Origin of the sequence: Paenibacillus sp. PK1-4R, from assembly GCF_030369595.1 — a bacterium.
In the GTDB taxonomy this organism is placed as follows: domain Bacteria; phylum Bacillota; class Bacilli; order Paenibacillales; family Paenibacillaceae; genus Paenibacillus.
Genome location: NZ_CP126535.1, coordinates 858644 through 885053, shown reverse-complemented (window position 1 = coordinate 885053; position 26410 = coordinate 858644). Strand labels below are relative to the sequence as shown.

The following is a 26410-nucleotide window of genomic DNA, read 5'->3' as shown; positions in this document are numbered from 1 at the left end:
GGTGATAGCTTACGCTTCCGATGCAGCTTTCTTTCAGAAAGCTTTTAGGCGAACGCTTCGCTTCTTCAGGTTTTTTCTGTCCTCTCCGTTTTTGTGTAAATAAATAGTCCAACTCATTTATTAGTGCTCATCTCTAGCAGATGATTCTGTACCAACTCAAATCCAGCGACACTCAGCGAAATATATTGTTTGTACTCATCTGGCGGAATCATTCGAATGTATTCATCTCCGTTGTATACTTCACCAGAGCACTGGAAAACTTGCAGTTCCTTCTTCGTAGGAGTCAGCGGGATGTTACCGATGATTCGCCATGTTCCATCTTTCAGCAATTTGGGCGACGTGAAGATCACGTTGCTCTTACGTTGACCGAAAGAACAGACGAGAAAATCGCCATCTTCCAACCTTTCGGTTTCGTCACGCTGAATGCTCATCACGCCGAACGAAAATGCCTTTTTGAAACGGCCTTTAAGCGCGCATACCACTTGGCATACTGCAAATCGGCCATCCTTCATCGGAATCAGAAATACATCGCCTTCGTTATAACTCGTTCTCATCCGCATGGATTAACAGCTGCAGCCGAATTTTTCTTCCCCGCCAAAGTCGAGGCGGGTTGGGTAATCATTATCAAAACATGCGAGGCAAAGCCCGCCTTTGGGATCATCCTGATTATCTCCCTGAATCGATGCTATCAGTCCATCCGGACTGAGGAACGACAGGGAATCCGCATTAATCTCACGGCAAATTTCTTCCACCGACAGTTGTGAGGCGATCAATTCACGGCTGTCCGGTGTATCGATGCCATAGAAACATGGGTTTTTGAAAGGTGGTGATGTAATGCGTACATGGACTTCGGTAGCTCCTGCATCACGCAGCATGTTAACGATCCGACGGGAGGTTGTTCCCCGTACAATGGAGTCGTCAATCATAACCACACGTTTTCCTTCCACAACGCGACGCACAGCGCTCAGCTTCATCTTTACACCCTGCTCCCGCAATTCCTGGCTTGGCTGGATAAACGTACGTCCGGTGTATTTATTTTTGATCATACCCATCTCATACGGAATGCCTGTCTGTTCAGCGTATCCAATCGCCGCCGAGATGCTGGAATCTGGTACCCCCGTAACCAAGTCCGCATCCACAAACGACTCAATCGCCATCCGGCTTCCCATCCGTTTACGGGCAGCATGCTGATTCGCACCATTCATATCACTATCGGGACGAGCAAAATATATATATTCCATCGCACATAATGCCTTGCGGTGTTTGTGATGATCAAAGCGATCTTCGTGCAGACCATCTGCATCAAGCACGAGCAGTTCACCCGGTTCAATATCACGAATTAACTCTGCGCCGATTGTTTCCAGTGCACACGTCTCGGATGCAAACAGATACGCATCTCCCAGCTTACCCATCGTCAGCGGACGAAGTCCGTGCGGATCGGAAGCCACAAGCAGCTTGTCATTGGTCATGATCAGAAATGCATAACCGCCCACAATGCGCTGGAATGCCTCTTTTGCCGCTTCCACAAGCCCTTTGGAGGATCGTGCAATCAGATGCGCAATGACCTCGGTATCACTCGTTGTTTGGAAAATGGAACCGCTCTGCTCCAGCTCACGCCGGATCGTTGGTGCATTCACGATGTTTCCGTTGGTCGCTACTGCCAAATCGCCATCACGGTATTTGAATACCAGTGGCTGTGCGTTCGTCAGTTTACTGTCACCACTTGTTGAATACCGGACATGTCCAATGGAAATATCCCCGGTTAACGTCTGCATCAGGTCTTTGGTGAACACTTCTTTCACCAGACCCATGCCGCGATGATAGTTAAACTGGCTGCCATCACTCACACACATGCCTGCACTTTCTTCGCCCCGATGTTGCAACGCATGCAGTCCATAATAGGAGAGCGAAGCCGCGTCAGGGTGTCTGAACACCCCGAACACACCGCATTCTTCCTTCAATTTGTCGAGTCCTTCCTTGCCGGACCCTTCATTATAATAATCGCCTGTCCACAACGGTCCTGTCGTCAGTTCATGAGACATGGAATCGCATCCTCCCAGACCTGAGCCAAACCTCCTACAGGTTCGCTCACGGCTGATGTTCCGTTCAATTCAATCGTCAGGTTACTTCCTTCTACACGTCCAATCACAGCTACAGGTACACCGCGCTCACGTACAAATGCTTCAAGTTTACCCGCTTGCTCTGGCGTAGCGGACAACAAGATACGGGATTGGCTCTCACTGAACAGGACGTGATCTGCACGCAGTGCAGTCTCCACATTCACCTGTGCTCCTACGTTACCGCTGATACAAGACTCTGCGAGTGCAACAGCCAAGCCGCCTTCAGACAAGTCATGCGCAGAGCGAACGAGACCGGATTGAATAGCTTCCAGTACGGTGCTGAGCAACGCTTTTTCCGTTTGCAAGTTCAGTTCTGGTGGACGACCTTCCGTCTGACCATGAACCGCGTATTGCAGCTCGCTGCCACCCAGTTCAGCTTTTGTTTCACCGAGGAGGATGATGACATCACCTTCGGATTTGAATGCTTGTGTCGTGATATGATCCGTATCATGAACGAGACCTACCATACCGACAACTGGCGTTGGATAGATGGAGCCTTTGGCGTTTTCGTTATACAGACTTACGTTACCACCGATGACCGGCGTATCCAGCACACGGCAAGCTTCTGCCATACCGTCTACCGCTTTCTCCATTTGCCAGAAAATATCCGGCTTCTCCGGGTTACCGAAGTTCAGGTTGTCCGTGATCGCCAGCGGCTCTGCACCGGAACATACAATGTTACGCGCTGCTTCACTTACGGCAATCCGTCCACCAACTTCAGGATCAAGGTACACATAACGTCCATTACAGTCCGTTGTCATCGCAAGACCTTTGCGCGTGCCACGAATCGTAACTACGGCTGCATCCGAACCTGGACGAACGGCAGTGCTTGTACGCACCATGTAATCGTATTGATCATACACCCATTTTTTACTCGCTACGGTTGGTGAAGCCAGCACTTGTTTCAGCGCTCCGCCGAGATCCGACACTTCGTCGTAACGAAGCGTGTCGATGGAAGCACTTTGCTCGTAGTATGCAGGTACAGAAGAAGGTTTGTCATAGACTGGACATTCGTCAACCAGTGCCGTTACTGGCATATCTCCAACCACTTCGCCGTGGTGAATCAATTTCAGACGACCATCATCCGTTACTTTACCAACTTTGGCACAGATTACGCCCCAACGTTCAAAGATTTCCATCGCCTGTGCCTCATCCTTCGGCTCAACGACGAACAACATGCGTTCTTGGGACTCAGACAACATCATCTCGTAAGGCGTCATGCCTTCTTCACGTTGTGGTACCTGATCCAGATACAATTCCAGACCGTTACCCGCTTTACTTGCCATCTCTGCACTCGAACATGTCAGACCCGCAGCACCCATATCTTGAATTCCGAGCACGATGCCCGTGTCGATCAATTCCAGACAAGATTCCATTACCAGTTTCTCCATAAACGGGTCACCGACCTGAACCGCTGTCCGTTGGGACTCGGATTCTTCCGTCAGTTCAACCGATGCAAAGGTTGCTCCATGAATACCATCTCGGCCTGTTGGTGGCCCTACATAATAAACCGGGTTCCCTACACCTTTAGCTACGCCGCGCTGAATCTTGTCATGATCAATCAGACCCACACACATCGCGTTAACCAGCGGATTGCCTTCATAGCTCTCATCAAACATCACTTCGCCTGCAACGGTAGGAATACCGATACAGTTACCGTATCCAGCAATACCCGCTACAACATGTTCGAACAAATATTTAACGCGATCGCTCTCCAGCTTGCCAAAACGAAGGGAGTTCAGTAATGCAACCGGTCTTGCACCCATGGAGAAAATATCACGGATAATGCCGCCCACACCTGTTGCCGCACCTTGATAAGGCTCAACCGCGGAAGGATGGTTATGGCTTTCAATTTTGAATACAACAGCCTGGTTATCACCGATATCCACGATACCAGCACCTTCACCAGGTCCCATCAGGACACGTGGTCCAGTGGTTGGGAAACGGCGCAGCAATGGCTTGGAGTTTTTATAAGCACAGTGCTCGGACCACATTACACTGAACACACCAATTTCTGTGTAGTTTGGCTTGCGCCCCATGAACTCACAGATCAGCTCATACTCGCTGTCAGATACGCCCATTTGTGCGTAAAGTTTATGTTCTGCGACCTGTTCTGCTGTCGGTTCCTTAGCGGATAGCTGCTGCGTCATGCCGATCCCTCCATGCTTTCAAAATAGATGTAAACATACGTTTGCCGTCTTCCGAACCAAACAGTGAATCCACTGCACGCTCTGGATGCGGCATCATGCCGACCACGTTTCCAGCCTCGTTACAGACTCCTGCAATATCACCCAGGGAACCGTTCGGGTTGGTACCATACGTAAATACGATCTGGTTGTTCGCTTGCAGACTCGCGAGCGTCTCCTCGTCGCAATAATAGTTGCCTTCACCGTGAGCAATCGGGATGATAATCTCTTCGCCCGGTGCATAGTCACGTGTAAATGGTGTATCTGCATTCGCCACTTTCAATACCGTATCGTGACAACGGAATTTCAGGGAAGTGTTACGGATCAATGCACCTGGAAGCAATCCTGCTTCCGTCAGGATCTGGAATCCGTTGCAAATACCCAAAATATATTTACCTTGTTCAGCAGCTTTCGCTACCTCGTTCATTACCGGTGCAAAGCGGGAAATCGCTCCGCAACGCAAGTAGTCACCATAAGAGAAACCACCCGGAACTAAAATACAATCATAAGCCGAAAGATCTGTAGCCGTGTGCCATACATAATCAACCTCTTGTCCAATCGCATCTTCCACTGCCTTGTAACAGTCGATGTCGCAGTTGGAGCCAGGGAACACAAGAACTGCAAATTTCATGAGATTAACCCTCCAATTCGTAGCGGTAATCTTCAACAACGGTGTTGGCCAGCAGCTTTTCACACATGACTTTCAATCGTTTCTCCGCTTCCGCACGATCTGTTGTATCCAGGTTCAGTTCCATGACTTTACCGATCCGTACACTTTCCACTTCGTTAAATCCCATTGAATGCAGGGCTCCTTGAACAGCTACGCCTTGCGGGTCGAGTACGCTTTGCTTAATAGTGACATATACGGTTGCTTTGATCATGATCCTTATGTTCCTCCTCAGTAATGAACGGGATAAATGCTTTATGCTGTTAAAAATGGGGTGTGGAGCTTGCTCCGGGGCGGATTGTTCTTTCCGGTCGCTTGTTGTCCCCAGGTTTTTTGATTGTTTTGGCCCGCTCTGCGGTCAAAACCCGGGGACAAAGGCGAACGCTATCGCTCCTTTAAGAACAATTCCGCCCCTCCGCTAGTCCATGCGACGTTTTTTAAAGGCCTAAACCTTTTACGTTGCACGGTGTGTAATGGTCGAGACTGACCATTACGCGGAAATAGTAAATGGTCTTTGAGTAACTTTAGTAATTAATGAATTTAATTCTCTTAATTTCTCAGGCTTCCCCTACCTGTGGGAAGCCACCGCTCTTCATTGCCTCACCCACCAGTTTGAACACTGGCGGAGGGAAAGATTTGAGCTAGAGAAACGAAGTGCTCGCCTTTGCAACCGGAATGTTTCCTTTTGAAAAAAGGATTCCAATCAAAACATTCCGGGGGCAACAGCGATCGAAAGCCAAACTTTCCCGCAGCCCACCTCAAACGTTAGCTTCCTCAAACTTTCCCATAGCCTCTCGCTCAAACGTTAAACTTTATTATTTCGTTAAACGGTTATAAATATCGACGTATCTTGCGGTTGTTGCTTCAACTACCGCTTGTGGGAGTGGATCAGGTTTGCTGTTCTTGTCCCAATCGGTTCCAGCGAGATAGGTGCGCACTGGCTCTTTATCCATGCTGTCGATCTCGATGTCGAGTTCATAATTCTCTTTGGCCCAGAAGCGTGAAGCATCTGGGGTGAAGATTTCGTCAATCAGGATGACCTTGCCATCCACGATGCCGAACTCGAATTTGCAGTCTGCGAGAATGATGCCACGCTGATCACAGTAATCGCGAGCGAATTCGTACAGTCGCAGGCTTTTTTCCTGAAGCTCCATTGCAAGTCCGTCTCCCACCAGTTCTTTCATGCGATCCATCGAGATGTCCTCGTCGTGCCCTACATCATTTTTGGCAGCCGGGGTGAAGATGGGAACTTCGAGCTTGGCGTTCTTGCGCAGTCCTTCAGGCAGTTTAATGCCATTCACTTCACCGCTCGTTTCGTACTGTCTCCATCCACCACCAGTGATGTATCCACGCACGACACATTCAATATCAATGCGTTCTGCTTTGCGGGTTACCATGATGCGGTCTTTGAGCAATTCAGGGTCTGTGATCAGGTCACCCAGTTGATTCACATCGGTATGAACCACGTGATTGTCCATCATGCTACCTGTCAGTTCAAACCAGAAACTGCTGAGTTTGTTCAGTACGTTTCCTTTCTCGGGAACTGCCGGGTCCAGCACATAATCAAATGCCGAGATTCGGTCGGTAACCACGATTAGAAAATGTTCACCCAGATCGTACAATTCACGTACTTTTCCTTTATATAACAGAGGTGCTTTAACGAGATCTGCCGCAGTGGACAGTGCCATGGGCTCACCTTCTTTCAGGAGATGTAAAGTATACGTCCAATTCCCTTCATCACGCAGGGCCACTCCGAATGCAGAAGAACCTTCCGATCGCTGTTATCCCTGGATTTTTCTGATCCCCTTTCTAAAGGGGAAAATCCTGTGATAAAGGCGAGCGCTTTGCTTCTTCAGGTTTTTTCTGCCTTCTCCGTTCCAGCGTGAACACATAATCAACCTATACTTTTAGGGAGTAGAATACCTTATATATTAATCGTTCAGACCGAGCTTTTTGAAGATGGTGTCTACGTGCTTCAGATGCCATGACGGGTTGAACGCATCTGCGATTTCCTCTTCGTTCAGTACTTCCGTGATTTCCGGTGTGGATTTCACGATATCCTGGAACTGACGTTGTTCTTCCCATGCTTGCATCGCACGTGGTTGAACCGTATCGTATGCTTGCTCGCGGCTGAAACCTTTGTCGATCAGCTTTGTCATGATGCGACCGGAGAATGGTACCCCGTAGGTACGCTCCATGTTGCGTTTCATGTTTTCAGGGAATACCGTCAGGTTCTTCACGATGTTGCCAAAACGGTTCAGCATGTAGTTCAGCAGCATCGTTGCATCTGGCAGAATGATACGTTCTACAGAAGAATGAGAGATGTCGCGCTCATGCCAGAGCGTTACGTTCTCGTATGCCGATACCATATGTCCGCGAATGACGCGGGACAGACCGGAGATGTTTTCACTACCGATTGGGTTACGCTTGTGCGGCATCGCGGAAGATCCTTTTTGACCTTTAGCAAAAGCTTCTTCCACTTCACGGAACTCACTCTTCTGTAGTGCACGTACCTCTGTAGCAAACTTGTCCAGGGATGTTGCGATTAACGCCAGTGTAGCCATATATTCCGCGTGACGGTCACGTTGCAATGTTTGAGTCGAGATTGGCGCAGGTTTCGTGCCCAACTTCTCGCATACAAACTCTTCGACAAACGGATCGATGTTCGCGTACGTTCCTACTGCGCCTGAGATTTTTCCGTATTGTACATTGTCTGCTGCATGACGGAAACGCTCCAGGTTCCGTTTCATCTCTTCATGCCACAATGCCATTTTCAGTCCAAATGTCGTTGGCTCTGCATGCACGCCGTGCGTACGTCCCATCATTGGTGTGTGCTGATAAGCCAGTGCTTTTTCACGAAGAATTTCGATGAAATTCACAATATCCTTTTCCAAAATCTCATTCGCTTGACGCAGTACATAACCCAGAGCCGTATCCACGACATCTGTGGAAGTCAGTCCGTAGTGCACCCATTTCCGCTCCGCACCCAGACTTTCAGATACTGTACGTGTAAATGCGATAACGTCATGACGCGTTTCCTTTTCAATCTCATAGATGCGGTCGATGTCAAAAGATGCGTTCTGACGAAGCAATGCTGCTTCTTCCTTAGGGATAACACCCAGTTCAGCCCACGCCTCACATGCACAAATTTCAACTTCCAGCCACGATTGGAATTTGTTCTCTTCGGTCCAGATGGCTCTCATTTCGGGTCTGCTATAACGTTCAATCATGAATTTGTATTCCTCCAGAGGTTAGTTTGTTCAATCCATTGCAATCCTTCTTCAACATCCTGACAGAGCAGATTCACATGCCCCATCTTACGTCCTGTTTTCGCTTCGGTTTTACCATATATGTGAAGCTTGGGAATCACACCGAGCTCTATCGCTTCTGCATCAGGTTGCCCTGTTCTGGCGATAATGCCTTCCAGATGTTCTCCAAGCACATTGACCATAACAACCGGACTCAATAACGAAGTGTCCCCAAGTGGTAATCCGCAGATCGCACGGATATGTTGTTCGAACTGGGAAGTCGCACAAGCTTCCATCGTATAGTGACCGGAATTATGTGGTCTTGGCGCCAGTTCGTTGACGTACAGTCTTCCATCCGCCGCTACAAACAGTTCCACAGCAAGTAATCCAACAGCCTTCATTGATTCTGCCACCGCTGCTGCCAGCTTTTGCGCTTCAATCTGGATGTCTGCGGCAACTCTAGCCGGTACAATTGAAGCATGCAAAATGTTATTTACATGAATGTTCTCCGCTGGCGGGAACGTTTTGATCTCCCCATTTGTACTACGCGCTACAACGACCGATATCTCGCATGCAAACTTGATGAATTGTTCCAGCACCAGTTCCGCACCTGTAGCTGCAAGCTCTTCATATGCGGCAACCGCCTCACTCGCTTCCCGAATTACACGCTGGCCTTTGCCATCGTAGCCTCCAGTCACCGTCTTCAGTACACATGGCACTCCAAGTTCGCTTACAGCAACAAGCATCGTATCCGCACTCGTGATCTCACGATAAGGCGCAACTCTTACTCCAGCAGCTTCAATTGCTCGTTTTTCACGCAACCGATGTTGTGTGGTGTACAGTAACGCACTTCCTTGCGGAACGTAAGACTCACGCTCGAGCAGCCCAGCGACTTCTGCATCTACATTTTCGAACTCATACGTAATGACATCGCATTGCCAAGCCAGTTCAAGTGCAGCTTTGGCATCGTCATAACCAGCTTCAATCTGACGAGCAACTTGACCACAAGGTGCATCCGCAGCGGGATCAAGGGTAACGAATCGATACCCCATTGCCGTTCCTGCGAGCGTCATCATACGTCCGAGCTGTCCGCCTCCAAGAATGCCGATGGTTGTTTTCCCGGGCAGCAGGACATTTTTCAACTCACCTGCTATACCGGATTGGTTCCCTGTACTACTCATAGTTCTTCACTGCTTTCGAGTACTTCTTGTTTGATGCGCTCTCGGCGAGCTTCAGAGCGACGTTGGACATCCGGGTCAAAAGCACCGATCATTTGAGCTGCCAGCAATCCTGCATTGGTTGCCCCTGCCTTGCCAATCGCCACAGTTGCGACGGGAATTCCGCCAGGCATCTGAACAATGGACAACAAGGAATCAAGGCCATTCAATGCTTTGGATTGAACCGGAACACCAATGACCGGAAGCATCGTTTTGGAAGCGACCATACCTGGTAGATGTGCTGCCCCGCCTGCGCCTGCAATGATCACTTTGAATCCCCGATCAATTGCTTGCTCTGCGTATTCGAACATCAAATCCGGTGTACGATGGGCTGAGACAACTTTTTTCTCATATCCGATTTCCAGTTCATCCAGTACCTCGCACGCATGCTTCATCGTTTCCCAATCCGACTTGCTGCCCATAATTACAGCGACTTGCAGTGACATGAATACATCCAACTCCCGTCTGAGCTTTTTTGATTACATCTGATATTAAGGAACTCTTATTACGTGTGAAATGAAAAAATCCGCTACCCGCGAAAACATCACATTTTCTTCGGACACCGGACTCCAAGAAATACGTATCCCTCATTTGGGCATGCCAAAGGGGGGCTTGCTGTCCGCATCTGGTTGCATGCGACTCTCAGCCGTATCTCCTCGTAGTCCGGAAATTTACGGTTCCCGGGTAGATACTTCCGGGCCCTATTCCCGGCGTTATACGAGCAAATATCTATCAAACTATCTTCGTTCATTTTGGTAATCTCTTATTACACATTTCGTTCCTACTCGACCTTATTCTTACCTGATCGACACATCTAACATTCTAACAATCCCCTACAGCTAATGTCAACTTAAAGACGAACATTTAACATATTGACAAATATAATGTTCGGGAATTGCTTCATTAAATTCGGTTAACCATCCATTTCATCCCATAAAAGAAAGCCGGCTCCTCTTCAATCTCTCGAAGACAACCGGCTTCCTGCTTTTCAGTGAGTACACACTTCATCCATTATTTTACGATCAGTACTGGAACCTGAGCATGCTGCACCACATTGTGACTGACACTACCCAGGACAAATTCCCGAATTCCACCGAGTCCGCGGCTACCAATAATAATGATATCAGAATCATTTTCTTTGGCAAAATCAAGCAACACTTCCGCAGCCGCTCCTTGAATCAGATCCACGTTGGCCGTTACACCAGCAGCCTGAATTCGCTCTTTCGCTTCATCTGTTGTCTGCACCGCCAGATTGTAGTAGTCATTATTAAGTGAAGGTGGCAGTGGAGCCAACCCCTCACCGATGAATACACGCGGGAAATCAAAAGCATGAATGACATCCAGTACTGCATTTGGGGACACTTTAGCTAGCTCAATCGCACGATCAAGTGCTTTATTTGAAGCTTTGGAACCATCATAAGCCACTAATATTTTGGAAAATAACATGTGAATCCCGTCCCTTCCTTTATATGTAGAGCACGCGAAGCAAGCTTCGGTCTGACATGTAATTAACTAACAGAACCATATAACTCCTTAAACGTTCCGCAGCCACAATGAACCATTTATACGAATGAATTTACATATGAAACCCTACTATGAACGGTTACGCATGTGTTCCATGTATTCATTGAATAAAGTAACCATAGATTACCGCATTCAGGAACAACAACAACGGAATACCAATGGTGAAGCTGGGATGTTTGGTCTTATGCCTTTTCCGATACATCGCGATCCAGACTCCCAAAGCACCGCCAATAAACGCAAGCAAGAATAACGTCCGTTCGGGTGTACGGTCACGACGCTGTTGTGCACGCCTCTTATCATCCGACATCACCAGATAACCAACTACATTAATAAATAAAAACCACAATATAAGTCCGGTTTGCATATAATTCTAGCGATCCCCCTGTCCCGGGACATCTCCCTGTCTCCATTATAGTCCTCATTCGAGACATGTTCAACGCACCGGGTAGGGAACCGGAAATTGGTGCATAAACGCTACCTCACTCTGACTTAGGACTCCTGTTTTGGAATTCCGTTCAGGCTTGGTGCTCTTTTGGCTGCTTTGTCCGGGCGCACAGCGATACTCTCTTCCCGAATACTGTCTTTGTTTTGCTGGTTATGGATTTTCTCTGGTTTGTTATGCGGCATATAGGTATCACCTCCTTGGCTTACGTTGCCTGAAAACGGAGGATCTTATACGACTTCACATAGATGAGTAGAGAAAAGTTATAATCAGTCCCTTTGGAGTAAATGAGTACATCATTCGCATAGCTCGTACCGCACGAAGTATTACCTCAACTACCCTCAAGTGTGTTACTCTCCCTTTTTCTCCATAGCCGCCTTCAGCAGTTCACCCAGATTGGAACCGATGGACTCCTGCTTAGCATACTGTTTCACCAGCTTTTGCTGATCGCGTTTGTTCACATGCTGTTTGTCCTTATCCAATGTTTCTGTAATACCACAAGGAAGACATTGTACATATAACCCCGCCTTACCTTCTTTGATTTCCATCTTTTTGTGGCACTGGGCACAACGTCGGTTGGACAGTCTCTTCTCTGCCGAACGACGATATCCACAGTCCTCGGTAGGACATACAAGGAATTTACCGCGCTTGCCCTTCTTCTCCAGTAATCGTGCGTTACAGTCCGGGCAATGGCTATTGGACACATTATGTGGCTTGTACTCTGCTTTGCTGCCTTTGACCGTAGACACCAGCTCTTTGGCCATTGAACGAATACCATCCAGGAACGGTCCCGGTTTCCCTTGCCCACGGGCAATTCGCTCCAACTCAGCCTCCCAGCGAGCAGTCAGATCCGGTGTACGAAGCTGCGGGGCAGCCAGTTCAATCAACTGTTTCCCTTTGCCGGTTGGATGCATGCTGTTGCCTTGACGATCTATTGTGTCGGAACTGACCAGCTTCTCGATAATATCCGCCCGTGTAGCCGGAGTGCCAAGACCATGCTTTTCCATCTGGGAAAGCAAAGCGGCTTCGGTATACCGTTTGGGAGGCATCGTCCGTCCACTTTTAATATGGCAACGCTGAACCGTCACGGACTGTCCTTGCTGCACATCTGGCAAAAGCGCACGCTCATGGTCTGCTGCATCATCCACACGGTCATCGTCATCATCGCTGTAATCGCCGCCGTATACTTCACGCCATCCACTTTCTTTTACTGTTGTACCTTTGACATGGAAGGAATCGTCCCCCACTTGAACCGTGATCCCAACCGAATCGTACTTCGCTGCCGGATAAAATAGGCTGATAAAACGACGTACGATCAGATCGTACAATTTGCGTTCCTCCGGGTTCAATTGATTCAGAAGCACCGTTTGCTCCGTAGGGATAATTGCATGGTGATCAGTCACCTTGCTATCATCCACAATACGTTTGGTGATATTCAGATTTTTGCGCAGCAAAGGACGTGCCAAAGACGCATAAGGTCCAATGGCTACACTGTCCAGACGTTCTTTCAATGTAGCTGTCATATCCGAAGTCAGGTATCGGCTGTCCGTACGTGGGTACGTCACGAGTTTGTGCTGTTCATACAGACGTTGCAGGACATTTGATGTTTGCTTTGCAGAGAAACCATATTTCCGGTTGGCATCCCGTTGCAGTTCCGTCAGGTCATATGCCAGTGGATGTGGCTCCACCTTCTCGCTTTTCTTCACTTGGGCAATCGTGCCCTTGCGCCCGTCTACCCGTTTCTTTAATTCCTGAGTTTCTTGAGGGTTGAAAATTCGCGAATCTCCTCCAGCCGCCCGCCACACAGCCTGAAAACCTCCCAAATCTGCCGTTAACGTCTCATACTCCTGCGAGCGGAAACCATTAATTTCATTTTCTCTATCCATAATCATGCCCAAGGTCGGCGTTTGGACCCGTCCAGCAGACAACTGCGCATTGAAACGAACGGTTAACGCACGGGTCACGTTAAGTCCAATCATCCAGTCGGCCTCCGCCCGGCAACGTGCAGATTCATAGAGACGGTCGAACTGACTGCCTGGCTTCAGCGAAGCAAATCCGTCTTTGATCGCCTTATCTGTTTGGGATGAGATCCACAGGCGTTTAAAAGGTTTTTTCCACCCCGCCATCTGCATGATCCAACGAGCCAGCAATTCTCCCTCACGTGCCGCATCCGTCGCAATGACCAGCTCACCCACATCCTGACGCTTCATCAGCTGCTGTACGGCTTTATATTGATGGTTGGTCTCTTTAAGCACCTTCAGTTTCGTACGCTCTGGCAGAATGGGCAGATCCTCCAGATTCCATGTTGCATACTTCTTGTCGTAATCCTCCGGTTCAGCTAATCCCACCAGATGCCCAAGCGCCCAGGTAACGATATATTTCGGGCCTTCCATATAACTTTTATGTTTATCACGCGCACCCATGACTCTGGCTATTTCACGTGCTACAGATGGTTTTTCTGCGAGTACCAATGTCTTCACTTCGTATCTCTTCCTCTCTCTAATGCCTTATGTCTCTTCTATTCCTATCTTTTCATTATATCTTTTCATTATATCATTTCATGGTAAAGGTATGCTCTGTCATCTCTCTTTCCTAATCTGTTTGCATCATGTAACCTCAATGATTAATCACAATGTCGTATGTATGTCATATTTCATTACACATAGGAGATTAGTAGTTTTCCTGAGTACACGGAATCAGAAGCATCAATAAGTATTAACACAGTACAGTATTGATGTATACGTTTTTTTGGATAAATATAAACATTGTAAGTTTACCTAACATGACTATACAATGTGTCAAAAGCATAGAAACAGAATCGCTGCTACAACACATCAATGAGACACAGGAAGGGAGCGTGGATGCATGACTTATCATGGATCTGTATTGAAAAAAAGTGGAGCTTTGTTACTGGCGGGAGCTGTTGTTGCCACAACATGGGGAGGAACGGTGCCTTCGGCATTAGCTGCATCGGCAACGCCTACGAGTAAAACAACAGTTGCTTCGGTATCCAAAGGCAAAGCGCCTGCTACTCCGGCAGCATTTACTCAGGCTATGGAAGAAGCGGCTACACTTGCAGGTGTCCCTTTTACCATGGACAAGCTCTCCGGCACAACCGTACAACGTAAAGATGCTGCGGTTGCCTTGCAACAATGGCTCAAGCTGGATTCGACTACCGAATCATTCAAGGATGTCCCGGATGAAGCCACTTTCGCAAGTGCTGTTGGTGCATTAAATACCGCAGGGTTAATGAAAGGTTATACCGATTCCCTCTTCCTTCCAAACGCTGTACTTACCGAGAATGACCTCTCCATACTGAAAGACCGCATTTATAACTACATAAAACCGTTTGTCCTGGAGGAAGCAACCATTATGGATCTCCAGGCCGCAATGACGCAAGGAAAACTGACATCAAAAGAGCTGGTTCAGAAATATCTGGACCGCATTGAAAAATACGATGATCAAGGTGTAAGCATCAACGCTGTATTAACCCTGAACCCGGATGCGCTCCAAATTGCGGAGCAATTGGATGAAGAACGTGCAGCTCAAGGGGCCCGTGGACCTCTGCATGGCGTTCCGATTCTGGTGAAAGACAATTTCGATACCAACGATATGCCGACAACCGCAGGCTGTATCTGTCTGAAAGATTCAGTCCCTGCTCACGATGCTGAACAAGTGAAGAAACTCAAAGCAGCTGGCGCTATTATTTTGGGCAAAACAAACCTGCATGAATTCGCATTTGGCATCACAACATCCAGCTCATTGGGCGGACAAACATTGAACCCATACGCTCTGGACCACTATCCAGGTGGCTCAAGCGGCGGAACAGGTGCTGCCATTGCATCTAACTTTGCCGCAGCCGGCATGGGTACAGACACTGGCGGTTCGATCCGAATCCCATCCAGCTTCAACAGCCTTGTGGGTATCCGCCCAACCATCGGACTGTCCAGCCGTGAAGGCATTATCCCATTGGCTTTGACACAGGATGTAGGTGGACCTATGGCTCGTACAGTTAGTGACGCTGCAATCATGTTGGATGCTACAGCCGGATATGATAAAAAGGACGTCGCTACAGCTTACGCGGTTGGAAAAATCCCTTCCAGCTATACAGTCTTCTTGGATGTAAACGGACTGAAAGGTGCACGCATCGGTGTGGCCACAGAACTCATCCCAAGTACCAAAGCTGAAGAAAAAGCCGTTGCTGACGTCATCAACACAGCTGTAGAAGAACTGAAGTCACTTGGCGCTACCGCAGTTCCAATTTCTATCCCGAACTTGGCTGAGATCAACAAATACCCAAGCCTTAGTGGATATGAATTCAAGTTCCAGCTGAATGACTATCTGGAGTCATTGGGTGCAGACGCTCCATATCACAGTCTGTCCGAGATCATTGCTTCCGGAGAGTTTGATAGGTCACAAGAACAATCCATGAAGACTCGGGATGCACGCCAAACCCTCGAGACTACGGAATATAAGGACATCGTCCTGAAACGTACCCAAGTTACACGTGAGTCCTTGCTGAAAGTTATGGCAGATAATAATCTGGATGCCATCATCTATCCTACGTCCACACAAGCCGCTGGTGTTATTGGCGAAGGGCAAAACTCCGGTGGTAACAACCGATTGAGTCCATTCTCCGGCTTCCCGGCGATCACGGTCCCTGCTGGTTTCACAACCGATGGTTTGCCTGTAGGTATGGAATTCCTGGGTCGTGCCTTTGATGAAGGAACCTTGATCAAGCTGGCTTACAGCTACGAACAAGGAACTCATCACCGCCAAGCTCCTAAGCTTACGCCGTAAAATGTTTATGGAATTAATATAAGTTTGAACAACAAAAGTACACCTCGTTCATGTAATCCATGAATGAAGTGTACTTTTATTAAGTTTGCTCTGTTATACAATTAAAAATTGATCTTACCATCCTTTGTCGAATACAATAAATAGGATGTGATTCTAATTTTCATTACCATAGGAGGTTCGAATGAGGTATCCAAAGTGGAGTATTTTCATTATTATTCTGACTCTCAGTTTATCACCGTTCACTACGTCACTAGCAAACGCAGCTTCAAGTTCCAGCAAATATGAATGGGCCAAACCATCTGTTGAATTTATGGCATCTCATAATGCCATGCAGAGCTTTAAGCAAGAAGAGAAGAATTTAAGCAAAAATGTGTCAAAAGCAGAACTTACTCATATGATTCATCTTTTATTTAAAGAGTTCCGAGTAGATAGTAGTACAAATGTAGAAATTCCTGGTGTTCCTGCAAAAAGTACATATTATCCAATTTTTAGAGACGTATACGGAAGTATACCTAGTAATCCCTCAGGATTAATTGCAGCAGCAGATACAATCAATTACCACAATGAGACGTTTACATATCAACCCAACAAGATATTATCTCGCTGGGACTTATTAATTACACTAAATACTCTTTTTCCGGATATCGGTCACTCCGTGGATGAAATGTCAGAGAAAGAGGCACTCACCAAGCTGCAAAAATTCAAGGATATTCCTAAAAGATATTTTAATTCCTATGATACTTATGAAAAATGGAAATATGCTTACCAGCCATTAGCACCCGAATTTGGCTTTATTAAATCCAAAAATGATAATCACTTAGGCTCCGACCTTGATTATGTAAAACGAGATGCTCTACTCGGATTCTCACAGGTGGGCATAATGAAGCCTAATTCAAAAGGATACTTTTATCCGAATCAAAAGGTGACTTTAGCCGAAACGGCAGTGATTCTGCATCGGATTTATAAGTACTATGGTGGAACAGGTTATAAATATCAGCCATCTAAGGATGAAATAATTCCGAATGGAACTCTTACCTACTTCTATAGAAATCAAGTAAGCGGGCTGGGTATGACGGATGACTTCGCTCTGGTTAATGCGGATGACTCTCCAGCGTTGTATCTTGCGATTAAAGCTACTGAACCAGTAGACCTTAAGATCACTTTGAACGGTGAAAGCATCACTTATCCCTATGAGCGACTAAACGTTCTCAATGCACCAGTTATCATACCATTTGACGGTGCGTACTATGCTGAATTTTATCCCATCTTGAGAAGGACAGGCAAATTGGTTGGAGACCATGAGGCTATTGGAGAATTAGAATCTTATGATGAAATAAATTTAGAATATTTTTTCTCTGATCATTGGACCGACTTTAATGAATTTAATAAGCTTTGGGAGGATTAAACATTAAGTTAAGGGTATGACTCAATCACTTGAGTCATACCCTTATTATCTTGTCTTTTACAGACACCTATCAACGATTTATCTTTGATAGGGTTGAGAAAAACAACATTCAAGCTGCTCTTAGCGGTTGGCTACTCCTTATCACACTTACTCATAGACACTTTATTGCGATTACTCCTTGTCGGGCACACCCCACTTAAGAACCAGACCGGAATAGGTCAGTCCTCCTCCAAAACCGAACAGCGCAACATGTTGTCCATACTTCAACTTCCCTTCATCCACTGCAATCTGCAGTGCCAGCGGAATAGAAGCGGCAGATGTGTTCCCACGATACTCAACACTGGTTAAAGTACGTTCCAAAGGAACCGGTCCACGTTCGCAAACAGCCTCAATCATTCTCATGTTGGCACTGTGCGGGACAAACCTGTCAATCTGCTCAGGGATTAATTCAGCTTTTGCTATAAGTTTACCCAGTTGCTCTGGAATCGTCCGTACAGCCCACTTATAGATTTCTCGGCCATTCTGAACTAAACAACCTTCGCCCTGTAAAGGCACACCATTCATCTCTGAAGACAAGCCACTCTTATAGAGATGTACACCGCCTTCTCCATGTGTACCTGATATGGCTGCCATAAAGTCACCTTCTGCAGCTGCTGATCTCTCCACCAAGAAGGCTCCTGCTCCGTCACCAAACAATACACAAGTCGTGCGGTCTGTATAATCCGTAATTTTGGATAATGTCTCTGCCCCAATAACCAGTACTTTACGGTACATTCCACTGGTCACCAGACTGTCCGCTAGCTGTAGTCCGTAGGTAAAACCTGCACATGCAGCATTTAAATCCAGTACGCCCGTGTGTGGGATCTTAAGATTAGCCTGTACTCTGGATGCCGTACTTGGGAAAGCATATTCAGGTGTACTTGTAGCCACAAGGATCATATCCACATCTTCTAAACTTACATCATAACGACGTATCATATCTTCTACAGCCTTCGTGGCCAGGTCAGATACAAATTGATCTTCAGCTGCAATTCGCCGTTCTCTCATGCCTGTACGTTGCACAATCCATTCGTCACTTGTCTCGACTAATTTCTCCAGATCAGCATTCGTTAATATTCGATCCGGTACATACGTCCCCATTGCCGTAATGGTTGCCTTTGATTGATGCTTCATACCGGTAGTCACCTCACTTGTTTTTTACCATTATAGCACTAAGTCTTAGTACTTGGTACTAATTTTTTTTATAATCTTTACTCGATTTATACTTGGAATCAGCATTACTTTTATCTGCGTGAAGAGATGTTTCTGAACCATTACCCTATTTACGAGCTTTCTATAGACACTTAGTCCTTATATAAGGGTTACATCAGTCGAATTAAGAATTTCAAGTTAAGATGAACCTCAATAACGGGGACGGCGGATTGACATTTCTGCTAGCTACGTTTGAAGAAACGGATACAAAATCATATAAAAAAAACAGGTTGTCGCAATATTGACAACCTGTTCCATAATTATAATAGTGGGGTTATGAACTTCACTTCCGGGAACCGACTATCGGGTCCGTTCATTAAGTTTCCGCTCTTTTCTTTCAGATACATATCAAAGAAATCCAGCATATAGGAATTAATAATGAAATTCGCTCTTTCGGGCGCAATCTTCCCTGTAATACCCAGAATTTTGAAAATTGGAGAAATGAACTGCACGTCTGTAAAATTTAAATGCTCCGCATTATCGATATATAGAACTTGTCCCCCTGCGGCAACTGTTTTACGCATCCGATCAAGCTCCAACTTTTTGTCTTTCCTTTCTTGATCCACCCACTCTCTTGTATTACCCATACGTTCAAGTTCAGCATCCGTGTAGACTCGGTGATCGATCAACATTTTTAATTTTTCGTATACACTTTCCGAGTTCATGAACAAAATCGGCTTCCGCAAGCCCTCTTTGTCATGCAGACCATAAAGTCCTCCATCAAGGTCTATCCCAGCTGTTATTCGTGGATCGTAAGAAGCATCATAGGCCGTCGCTCCTCCAATGGAATGACCGAACACTCCGATATGCCCCAGATCCACCCTCCCTTTTAGCTGACTTGGAATTTTCCCCGATTGGATCAGTTCGAATTGGTCCAGCGCAAACACCACATCATCGGTTAACACTTTTCCCAACTTGTCACGGTTTTCTCTTTCTGTTCTGTAATCATGTTCGGGTGAAAACAAATCGCTGGTTGTATTGGTCGTGATTTGACCATACGGAAACTCGGTTGCAAATGTATTATAGGTGTGGTCGATCACTGCCACGATATATCCATGACTCGCAAGATTTTCGGCTTGTGACGTGTGAAAAAACCTGGAGGAACCAAAACCGGGATTTACAAGAATCAATGGGTACGAGGCCTGAGCCGATGAGACTTCAGTCGCCAAGTAAGCATGACTGGATACATACTTCAGGTGTTGAAAAGTAAACCCGGGGAGACCATAATTCTCCGCCATATAAGATAAGATTCGGGGATTAGGGATAAATGGAGTATACTTTTCAGTACCAGCTTCAGCCGGATACCACACCTGAACCATCAATTCTCTCTTGCCTGTCTCTGATTTCCCGAATGTCTCCTCCCGGTTTGGATCGACGAAATGAAAGACTTGCGTGCCTACTTTTAACTCGCCAGTTGGTGCTGGAAGGTCAAAAACCGGAAACACATAGTGGAAACAGACTGTGGCAATCAGCCCAATTGCAATAAAAAGGGGAGCAAGTACTCTAGGAATTCGGGAGACTGGCCGCACGCCTTTCTGCGTTCGAACAACTTTTATAAGAGAAAACATAAACATCAGGGTCGCAAATCCGTATAAAAATACAAGCTGAATCCTGTATCCTTCAACAAGCAAATGTATCACTAAAAAAATGAATCCGACTCCGCTTGTCAGGAGCAAAGCTGTTCTTCGTATACGTTGATTGGGAATGAACAAAAATGCCAATAAACAAACACTTGAGAAGAATAATAAAATTTCAATAAACCTCACGCCAACTCCCCCTGAAAATCAACCCCATCGATGGATAGGGTTAGTATACAGGAGCCACTAGATTGATTGTATTGATCTAACTTACAATTGCCTTACAACTGTGTAAGTTAAGTGAGAGGGCAATAATAAGAAAAAGCCCAACAAATGTGAGCTGTTCCTCTTTCATAAATCAAATTAGATAAAAAAAGACACACTCGATATCATCAAGTGTGTCTTCCTTGTTGCTTGGCGGCGTCCTACTCTCCCAGGACCCTGCGGTCCAAGTACCATCGGCGCTAGAGGGCTTAACGGTCGTGTTCGGGATGGGTACGTGTGGAACCCCTCCGCCATCGCCACCAAACGCGTAGCTTACATTTCAGAGATCGTTCTCTGAAAACTAGATTCGAAACGAAACATGCGATTTAGAACTTGCTAATTGGATAAGCCCTCGACCGATTAGTACTGGTCAGCTCCATGCATTGCTGCACTTCCACCCCCAGCCTATCTACCTCATCGTCTTCAAGGGGTCTTACATACTGGGAAATCTCATCTTGAGGGGGGCTTCACGCTTAGATGCTTTCAGCGTTTATCCCGTCCGTACATAGCTACCCAGCGGTGCTCCTGGCGGAACAACTGGTACACCAGCGGTACGTCCATCCCGGTCCTCTCGTACTAAGGACAGCTCCTCTCAAATTTCCTACGCCCACGACAGATAGGGACCGAACTGTCTCACGACGTTCTGAACCCAGCTCGCGTACCGCTTTAATGGGCGAACAGCCCAACCCTTGGGACCTACTTCAGCCCCAGGATGCGATGAGCCGACATCGAGGTGCCAAACCTCCCCGTCGATGTGGACTCTTGGGGGAGATAAGCCTGTTATCCCCAGGGTAGCTTTTATCCGTTGAGCGATGGCCCTTCCATGCGGTACCACCGGATCACTAAGCCCGACTTTCGTCCCTGCTCGACTTGTAGGTCTCGCAGTCAAGCTCCCTTATGCCTTTGCACTCTTCGAATGATTTCCAACCATTCTGAGGGAACCTTTGGGCGCCTCCGTTACTCTTTAGGAGGCGACCGCCCCAGTCAAACTGCCCACCTGACACTGTCCCCGCACCGGATTACGGTACCAGGTTAGAACCTAGATACGATCAGGGTGGTATCCCAACGTTGCCTCCACATAAGCTGGCGCTCATGTCTCTTAGGCTCCCACCTATCCTGTACAGATCGTACCCAAATTCAATATCAAGCTGCAGTAAAGCTCCATGGGGTCTTTCCGTCTTGTCGCGGGTAACCTGCATCTTCACAGGTATTAAAATTTCACCGGATCTCTCGTTGAGACAGCGCCCAAGTCGTTACGCCATTCGTGCGGGTCAGAATTTACCTGACAAGGAATTTCGCTACCTTAGGACCGTTATAGTTACGGCCGCCGTTTACTGGGGCTTCGGTTCACAGCTTCGGGATTACTCCCTAACCACTCCCCTTAACCTTCCAGCACCGGGCAGGCGTCAGCCCGTATACTTCGCCTTACGGCTTCGCACAGACCTGTGTTTTTGCTAAACAGTCGCTTGGGCCTTTTCACTGCGGCCCCCTCGTGCTATTCACACTACCGGGGCACCCCTTCTCCCGAAGTTACGGGGTCATTTTGCCGAGTTCCTTAACGAGAGTTCTTCCGCGCGCCTTAGAATACTCTTCTCGCCTACCTGTGTCGGTTTGCGGTACGGGCACCTTCACCTGGCTAGAGGCTTTTCTTGGCAGTGTGAGATCATGACCTTCGCTACTACAATTTTCGCTCCCCATCACAGCTCAGCCTTACAATGTGCGGATTTGCCTACACATCAGCCTCACTGCTTAGACGGACATCCATCAGTCCGCGTCACTACCCTACTGCGTCCCCCCATTGCTCATAACGGCTTACGGTGGTACAGGAATTTCGACCTGTTGTCCTTCGACTACGCCTTTCGGCCTCGCCTTAGGTCCCGACTTACCCTGAGCGGACGAGCCTTCCTCAGGAACCCTTAGGCTTTCGGCGGATCAGATTCTCACTGATCTTTTCGTTACTCATACCGGCATTCTCACTTGTATAATGTCCAGCGCTCCTTACGGTACACCTTCAACCCTTATACAACGCTCCCCTACCCCTGATGCAAAGCATCAAGCCATAGCTTCGGTGGTGTGTTTAGCCCCGTTACATTTTCGGCGCAGAGTCACTCGACCAGTGAGCTATTACGCACTCTTTCAATGATGGCTGCTTCTAAGCCAACATCCTGGTTGTCTGTGCAACTCCACATCCTTTCCCACTTAACACACACTTGGGGACCTTAGCTGATGGTCTGGGCTGTTTCCCTTTTGACAATGGATCTTAGCACTCACTGTCTGACTCCCGGAAGTAAGTCTATGGCATTCGGAGTTTGACTGAGCTTGGTAACCCTTGCGGGCCCCGCACCCAATCAGTGCTCTACCTCCACGACTCTGTTTTCCGAGGCTAGCCCTAAAGCTATTTCGGGGAGAACCAGCTATCTCCGAGTTCGATTGGAATTTCTCCGCTACCCCCACCTCATCCCCGCATTTTTCAACATGCGTGGGTTCGGGCCTCCAGTGCGTGTTACCGCACCTTCACCCTGGACAGGGGTAGATCACCCGGTTTCGGGTCTACGTCCACGTACTATGTCGCCCTATTCAGACTCGCTTTCGCTGCGGCTCCGGCTCTTCACCTTAACCTTGCACGGGAACGTAACTCGCCGGTTCATTCTACAAAAGGCACGCCATCACCCCTAAAACGGGCTCTGACTTTTTGTAAGCACACGGTTTCAGGTTCTATTTCACTCCCCTTCCGGGGTGCTTTTCACCTTTCCCTCACGGTACTGCTTCACTATCGGTCGCTAGGAAGTATTTAGCCTTGGCAGATGGTCCTGCCGGATTCATACGGGGTTTCACGTGCCCCGCACTACTCGGGATCCGTCTCGGAGGGAACAGACTTTCAACTACAGGGCTTTTACCTTCTTTGGCGGGCCTTTCCAGACCTCTTCGCTTAACCGGTTCCTTTGTAACTCCATGTGAGACGTCCCACAACCCCAAAGAGCAAGCTCTTTGGTTTGGGCTTCTCCGCGTTCGCTCGCCGCTACTGACGGAATCACTATTGTTTTCTCTTCCTCAGGGTACTTAGATGTTTCAGTTCCCCTGGTATGCCTCTACACAACCTATGTATTCAGTTATGAGTAACTGGAAATTACCCCAGCTGGGTTTCCCCATTCGGACACCCCCGGATCAAAGCTTGCTTACAGCTCCCCGAGGCAGTTTCGTTGTTCGCCACGTCCTTCATCGGCTCCTAGCGCCTAGGCATCCTCCGTGTGCTCTTAGTAGCTTAACCATATCGCTCGTGTTCGAGCTGTCACTCCACTTGGTTTGCTTGTGCAAATCCAAAAGTCGTTCCATTTCGATCACTCGCTCATGCAATCTACCTTATAAACACTTCACTTGTTTACACAAGATCAGCTTAAAGGAATGTTCTAATTCGCGTTTGTTTCGTTTCGATATCTAGTTTTCAAAGAACAAGCTCCATGCAAAAGCAAGCTGTTTGAGAGTTTGAGCTCTCAAAACTGAGCAACGAGTGAGTAGTTTGTGCAGCTAAGCTGCGTATTTGAATGTTTCCGTTGCAGGAAACGATTCTCCATAGAAAGGAGGTGATCCAGCCGCACCTTCCGATACGGCTACCTTGTTACGACTTCACCCCAATCATCTATCCCACCTTCGGCGGCTGGCTCCTTGCGGTTACCCCACCGACTTCGGGTGTTATAAACTCTCGTGGTGTGACGGGCGGTGTGTACAAGACCCGGGAACGTATTCACCGCGGCATGCTGATCCGCGATTACTAGCAATTCCGACTTCATGCAGGCGAGTTGCAGCCTGCAATCCGAACTGAGACCGGCTTTGTTGGGATTGGCTCCATCTCGCGATTTCGCAGCCCGTTGTACCGGCCATTGTAGTACGTGTGTAGCCCAGGTCATAAGGGGCATGATGATTTGACGTCATCCCCACCTTCCTCCGGTTTGTCACCGGCAGTCTATCTAGAGTGCCCATCCGAAATGCTGGCAACTAAATATAAGGGTTGCGCTCGTTGCGGGACTTAACCCAACATCTCACGACACGAGCTGACGACAACCATGCACCACCTGTCTCCTCTGTCCCGAAGGAAAGGTACATCTCTGTACCGGTCAGAGGGATGTCAAGACCTGGTAAGGTTCTTCGCGTTGCTTCGAATTAAACCACATACTCCACTGCTTGTGCGGGTCCCCGTCAATTCCTTTGAGTTTCAGTCTTGCGACCGTACTCCCCAGGCGGAGTGCTTAATGTGTTAACTTCGGCACCAAGGGTATCGAAACCCCTAACACCTAGCACTCATCGTTTACGGCGTGGACTACCAGGGTATCTAATCCTGTTTGCTCCCCACGCTTTCGCGCCTCAGCGTCAGTTACAGCCCAGAGAGTCGCCTTCGCCACTGGTGTTCCTCCACATATCTACGCATTTCACCGCTACACGTGGAATTCCACTCTCCTCTTCTGCACTCAAGTCACCCAGTTTCCAGTGCGATCCGGGGTTGAGCCCCGGGATTAAACACCAGACTTAAATGACCGCCTGCGCGCGCTTTACGCCCAATAATTCCGGACAACGCTTGCCCCCTACGTATTACCGCGGCTGCTGGCACGTAGTTAGCCGGGGCTTTCTTCTCAGGTACCGTCACCTTGAGAGCAGTTACTCTCTCAAGCGTTCTTCCCTGGCAACAGAGCTTTACGATCCGAAAACCTTCATCACTCACGCGGCATTGCTCCGTCAGGCTTTCGCCCATTGCGGAAGATTCCCTACTGCTGCCTCCCGTAGGAGTCTGGGCCGTGTCTCAGTCCCAGTGTGGCCGATCACCCTCTCAGGTCGGCTACGCATCGTCGCCTTGGTGAGCCGTTACCCCACCAACTAGCTAATGCGCCGCAGGCCCATCCCCAAGTGACAGATTGCTCCGTCTTTCCAGTTTCCTTCAGGCGAAGGAAACAACTATTCGGTATTAGCTACCGTTTCCGGTAGTTGTCCCAAACTTGAGGGCAGGTTGCCTACGTGTTACTCACCCGTCCGCCGCTAAGTATCAAGGAAGCAAGCTTCCTATCAACTCCGCTCGACTTGCATGTATTAGGCATGCCGCCAGCGTTCGTCCTGAGCCAGGATCAAACTCTCCAATAAAGTATTGAAAAGAGCGATAAGCTCATTTTGAATCTGACGAGATTAAAAATCTCATTTGTGCTTCAGCCGATTCAAGCCAAGGCTTGTCTCAAACTTTCGCGTTCATTCTGCAAGCAGAATGTTTACTCACTCGTTGTTCAGTTTTCAAAGATCAAACTTGTTTCGTTACCGAATGTTGTTCTCTTCAGCAACTCTTATATAATATCATGTCCAAACCAACTTTGCAAGCTCTTTTTTTAAGTTTCTTTCGAAGCTTATTTCATTCGCTTGCCGCACCGTGTATCTCGTGTTTTTTTGGCCGGAAATAGAATATACCATGTACAGTTATGGAACGCAAGTCTTTTTTCAATAAACATTGAATTCTTATACAATGAGTACCTGTAGACCTTTTAACAAGTATCTCCTTATAAACGGCTAAATGATACATCTGCGCACTAACTTTAATGATCGGAGTAATTAACTTACAAACGCAATAAGTTTTTTATATAATCCTTAATCCAATTATAGAGAAACTCATCTTGTATACAGTACAGACTCATCACGTTATAGAAACTTATTAACCGATGACTTCATTGGATAAAC

17 protein-coding genes, 3 rRNA genes and 1 riboswitch are annotated in these 26410 nt (G+C 47.6%); of the genes, 2 read left to right on the top strand and 18 right to left on the bottom strand.

All coding sequences use genetic code 11. The features are described 5' to 3' along the window. Window positions 1–113: 113 nt before the first annotated feature. The 13 genes from QNO02_RS03715 to QNO02_RS03655 form a co-directional block, all read right to left on the bottom strand. The gene (locus QNO02_RS03715) at window positions 114–560 is read right to left on the bottom strand and encodes an immunity 26/phosphotriesterase HocA family protein (RefSeq protein WP_289391122.1); all 447 of its coding nucleotides are present in this window, start codon (window positions 558–560) and stop codon (window positions 114–116) included. A 3-nt stretch (window positions 561–563) separates the two neighbouring features. Further along, a complete protein-coding gene (gene purF, locus QNO02_RS03710) occupies window positions 564–2042 on the bottom strand; it encodes an amidophosphoribosyltransferase (protein WP_091038782.1) in 1479 nt (492 codons plus the stop codon). Then, window positions 2027–4270: a phosphoribosylformylglycinamidine synthase subunit PurL gene (gene purL / locus QNO02_RS03705; RefSeq protein WP_289391120.1), complete on the bottom strand. Its 2244-nt coding sequence runs from the start codon at window positions 4268–4270 to the stop codon at window positions 2027–2029. The genes purF and purL overlap by 16 nt, the downstream gene beginning before the upstream one ends. Next, on the bottom strand, window positions 4248–4937 hold the full coding sequence (purQ, locus tag QNO02_RS03700) for a phosphoribosylformylglycinamidine synthase subunit PurQ (RefSeq protein WP_036606071.1): 690 nt from the start codon (window positions 4935–4937) through the stop codon (window positions 4248–4250). Before purQ ends, purL begins: the two co-directional genes overlap by 23 nt. Before the next feature lie 4 nt (window positions 4938–4941). Then, complete coding sequence (gene purS / locus QNO02_RS03695; protein WP_017690695.1) at window positions 4942–5187, bottom strand: phosphoribosylformylglycinamidine synthase subunit PurS; 246 nt, start codon at window positions 5185–5187, stop codon at window positions 4942–4944. A gap of 601 nt (window positions 5188–5788) precedes the next feature. Further along, entirely contained in the window at window positions 5789–6661 is an 873-nt protein-coding gene (locus QNO02_RS03690; RefSeq protein WP_091038777.1) for a phosphoribosylaminoimidazolesuccinocarboxamide synthase, read from the bottom strand. Window positions 6662–6904: 243 nt separating this feature from the next. Further along, on the bottom strand, window positions 6905–8203 hold the full coding sequence (purB, locus tag QNO02_RS03685; protein ID WP_036668399.1) for an adenylosuccinate lyase: 1299 nt from the start codon (window positions 8201–8203) through the stop codon (window positions 6905–6907). Beyond that, a complete protein-coding gene (gene purK, locus QNO02_RS03680; protein ID WP_289391119.1) occupies window positions 8200–9402 on the bottom strand; it encodes a 5-(carboxyamino)imidazole ribonucleotide synthase in 1203 nt (400 codons plus the stop codon). The genes purB and purK overlap by 4 nt, the downstream gene beginning before the upstream one ends. Beyond that, window positions 9399–9884: a 5-(carboxyamino)imidazole ribonucleotide mutase gene (purE, locus tag QNO02_RS03675; RefSeq protein ID WP_105602018.1), complete on the bottom strand. Its 486-nt coding sequence runs from the start codon at window positions 9882–9884 to the stop codon at window positions 9399–9401. The genes purK and purE overlap by 4 nt, the downstream gene beginning before the upstream one ends. Before the next feature lie 193 nt (window positions 9885–10077). Beyond that, a riboswitch (purine riboswitch) is annotated at window positions 10078–10179 on the bottom strand. A 270-nt stretch (window positions 10180–10449) separates the two neighbouring features. Beyond that, the gene (locus QNO02_RS03670; RefSeq protein WP_047840488.1) at window positions 10450–10884 is read right to left on the bottom strand and encodes a universal stress protein; all 435 of its coding nucleotides are present in this window, start codon (window positions 10882–10884) and stop codon (window positions 10450–10452) included. A 178-nt stretch (window positions 10885–11062) separates the two neighbouring features. Further along, the gene (locus QNO02_RS03665; protein WP_017690702.1) at window positions 11063–11326 is read right to left on the bottom strand and encodes a DUF1294 domain-containing protein; all 264 of its coding nucleotides are present in this window, start codon (window positions 11324–11326) and stop codon (window positions 11063–11065) included. A gap of 125 nt (window positions 11327–11451) precedes the next feature. Next, complete coding sequence (locus tag QNO02_RS03660; protein WP_017690703.1) at window positions 11452–11589, bottom strand: hypothetical protein; 138 nt, start codon at window positions 11587–11589, stop codon at window positions 11452–11454. A gap of 165 nt (window positions 11590–11754) precedes the next feature. Continuing rightward, complete coding sequence (locus QNO02_RS03655) at window positions 11755–13884, bottom strand: DNA topoisomerase III (protein WP_289391117.1); 2130 nt, start codon at window positions 13882–13884, stop codon at window positions 11755–11757. A gap of 385 nt (window positions 13885–14269) precedes the next feature. Between QNO02_RS03655 and QNO02_RS03650 the strand changes: the two genes are divergently transcribed. Both QNO02_RS03650 and QNO02_RS03645 read left to right on the top strand, forming a co-directional pair. Further along, entirely contained in the window at window positions 14270–16204 is a 1935-nt protein-coding gene (locus tag QNO02_RS03650) for an amidase family protein (RefSeq protein ID WP_289391116.1), read from the top strand. Between the two features lie 181 nt (window positions 16205–16385). Further along, window positions 16386–17609, top strand: coding sequence for an S-layer homology domain-containing protein (locus QNO02_RS03645; RefSeq protein WP_289391115.1), 1224 nt, complete (start codon window positions 16386–16388; stop codon window positions 17607–17609). 171 nt (window positions 17610–17780) lie between these two features. Here QNO02_RS03645 and QNO02_RS03640 read toward each other — a convergent pair whose 3' ends face one another. From QNO02_RS03640 to QNO02_RS03620, 5 genes are all read right to left on the bottom strand, one after another. Further along, window positions 17781–18782: a ketoacyl-ACP synthase III gene (locus QNO02_RS03640; RefSeq protein ID WP_289391114.1), complete on the bottom strand. Its 1002-nt coding sequence runs from the start codon at window positions 18780–18782 to the stop codon at window positions 17781–17783. Window positions 18783–19120: 338 nt separating this feature from the next. Next, a complete protein-coding gene (locus tag QNO02_RS03635; RefSeq protein WP_289391113.1) occupies window positions 19121–20626 on the bottom strand; it encodes an alpha/beta hydrolase family protein in 1506 nt (501 codons plus the stop codon). 223 nt (window positions 20627–20849) lie between these two features. After that, a 5S ribosomal RNA gene (gene rrf / locus QNO02_RS03630) occupies window positions 20850–20966 on the bottom strand. Window positions 20967–21041: 75 nt separating this feature from the next. Then, window positions 21042–23969, bottom strand: a 23S ribosomal RNA gene (locus QNO02_RS03625). 306 nt (window positions 23970–24275) lie between these two features. Next, window positions 24276–25828, bottom strand: a 16S ribosomal RNA gene (locus QNO02_RS03620). Together the 16S, 23S and 5S rRNA genes form the textbook arrangement of a ribosomal RNA operon. Window positions 25829–26410: the final 582 nt, after the last annotated feature.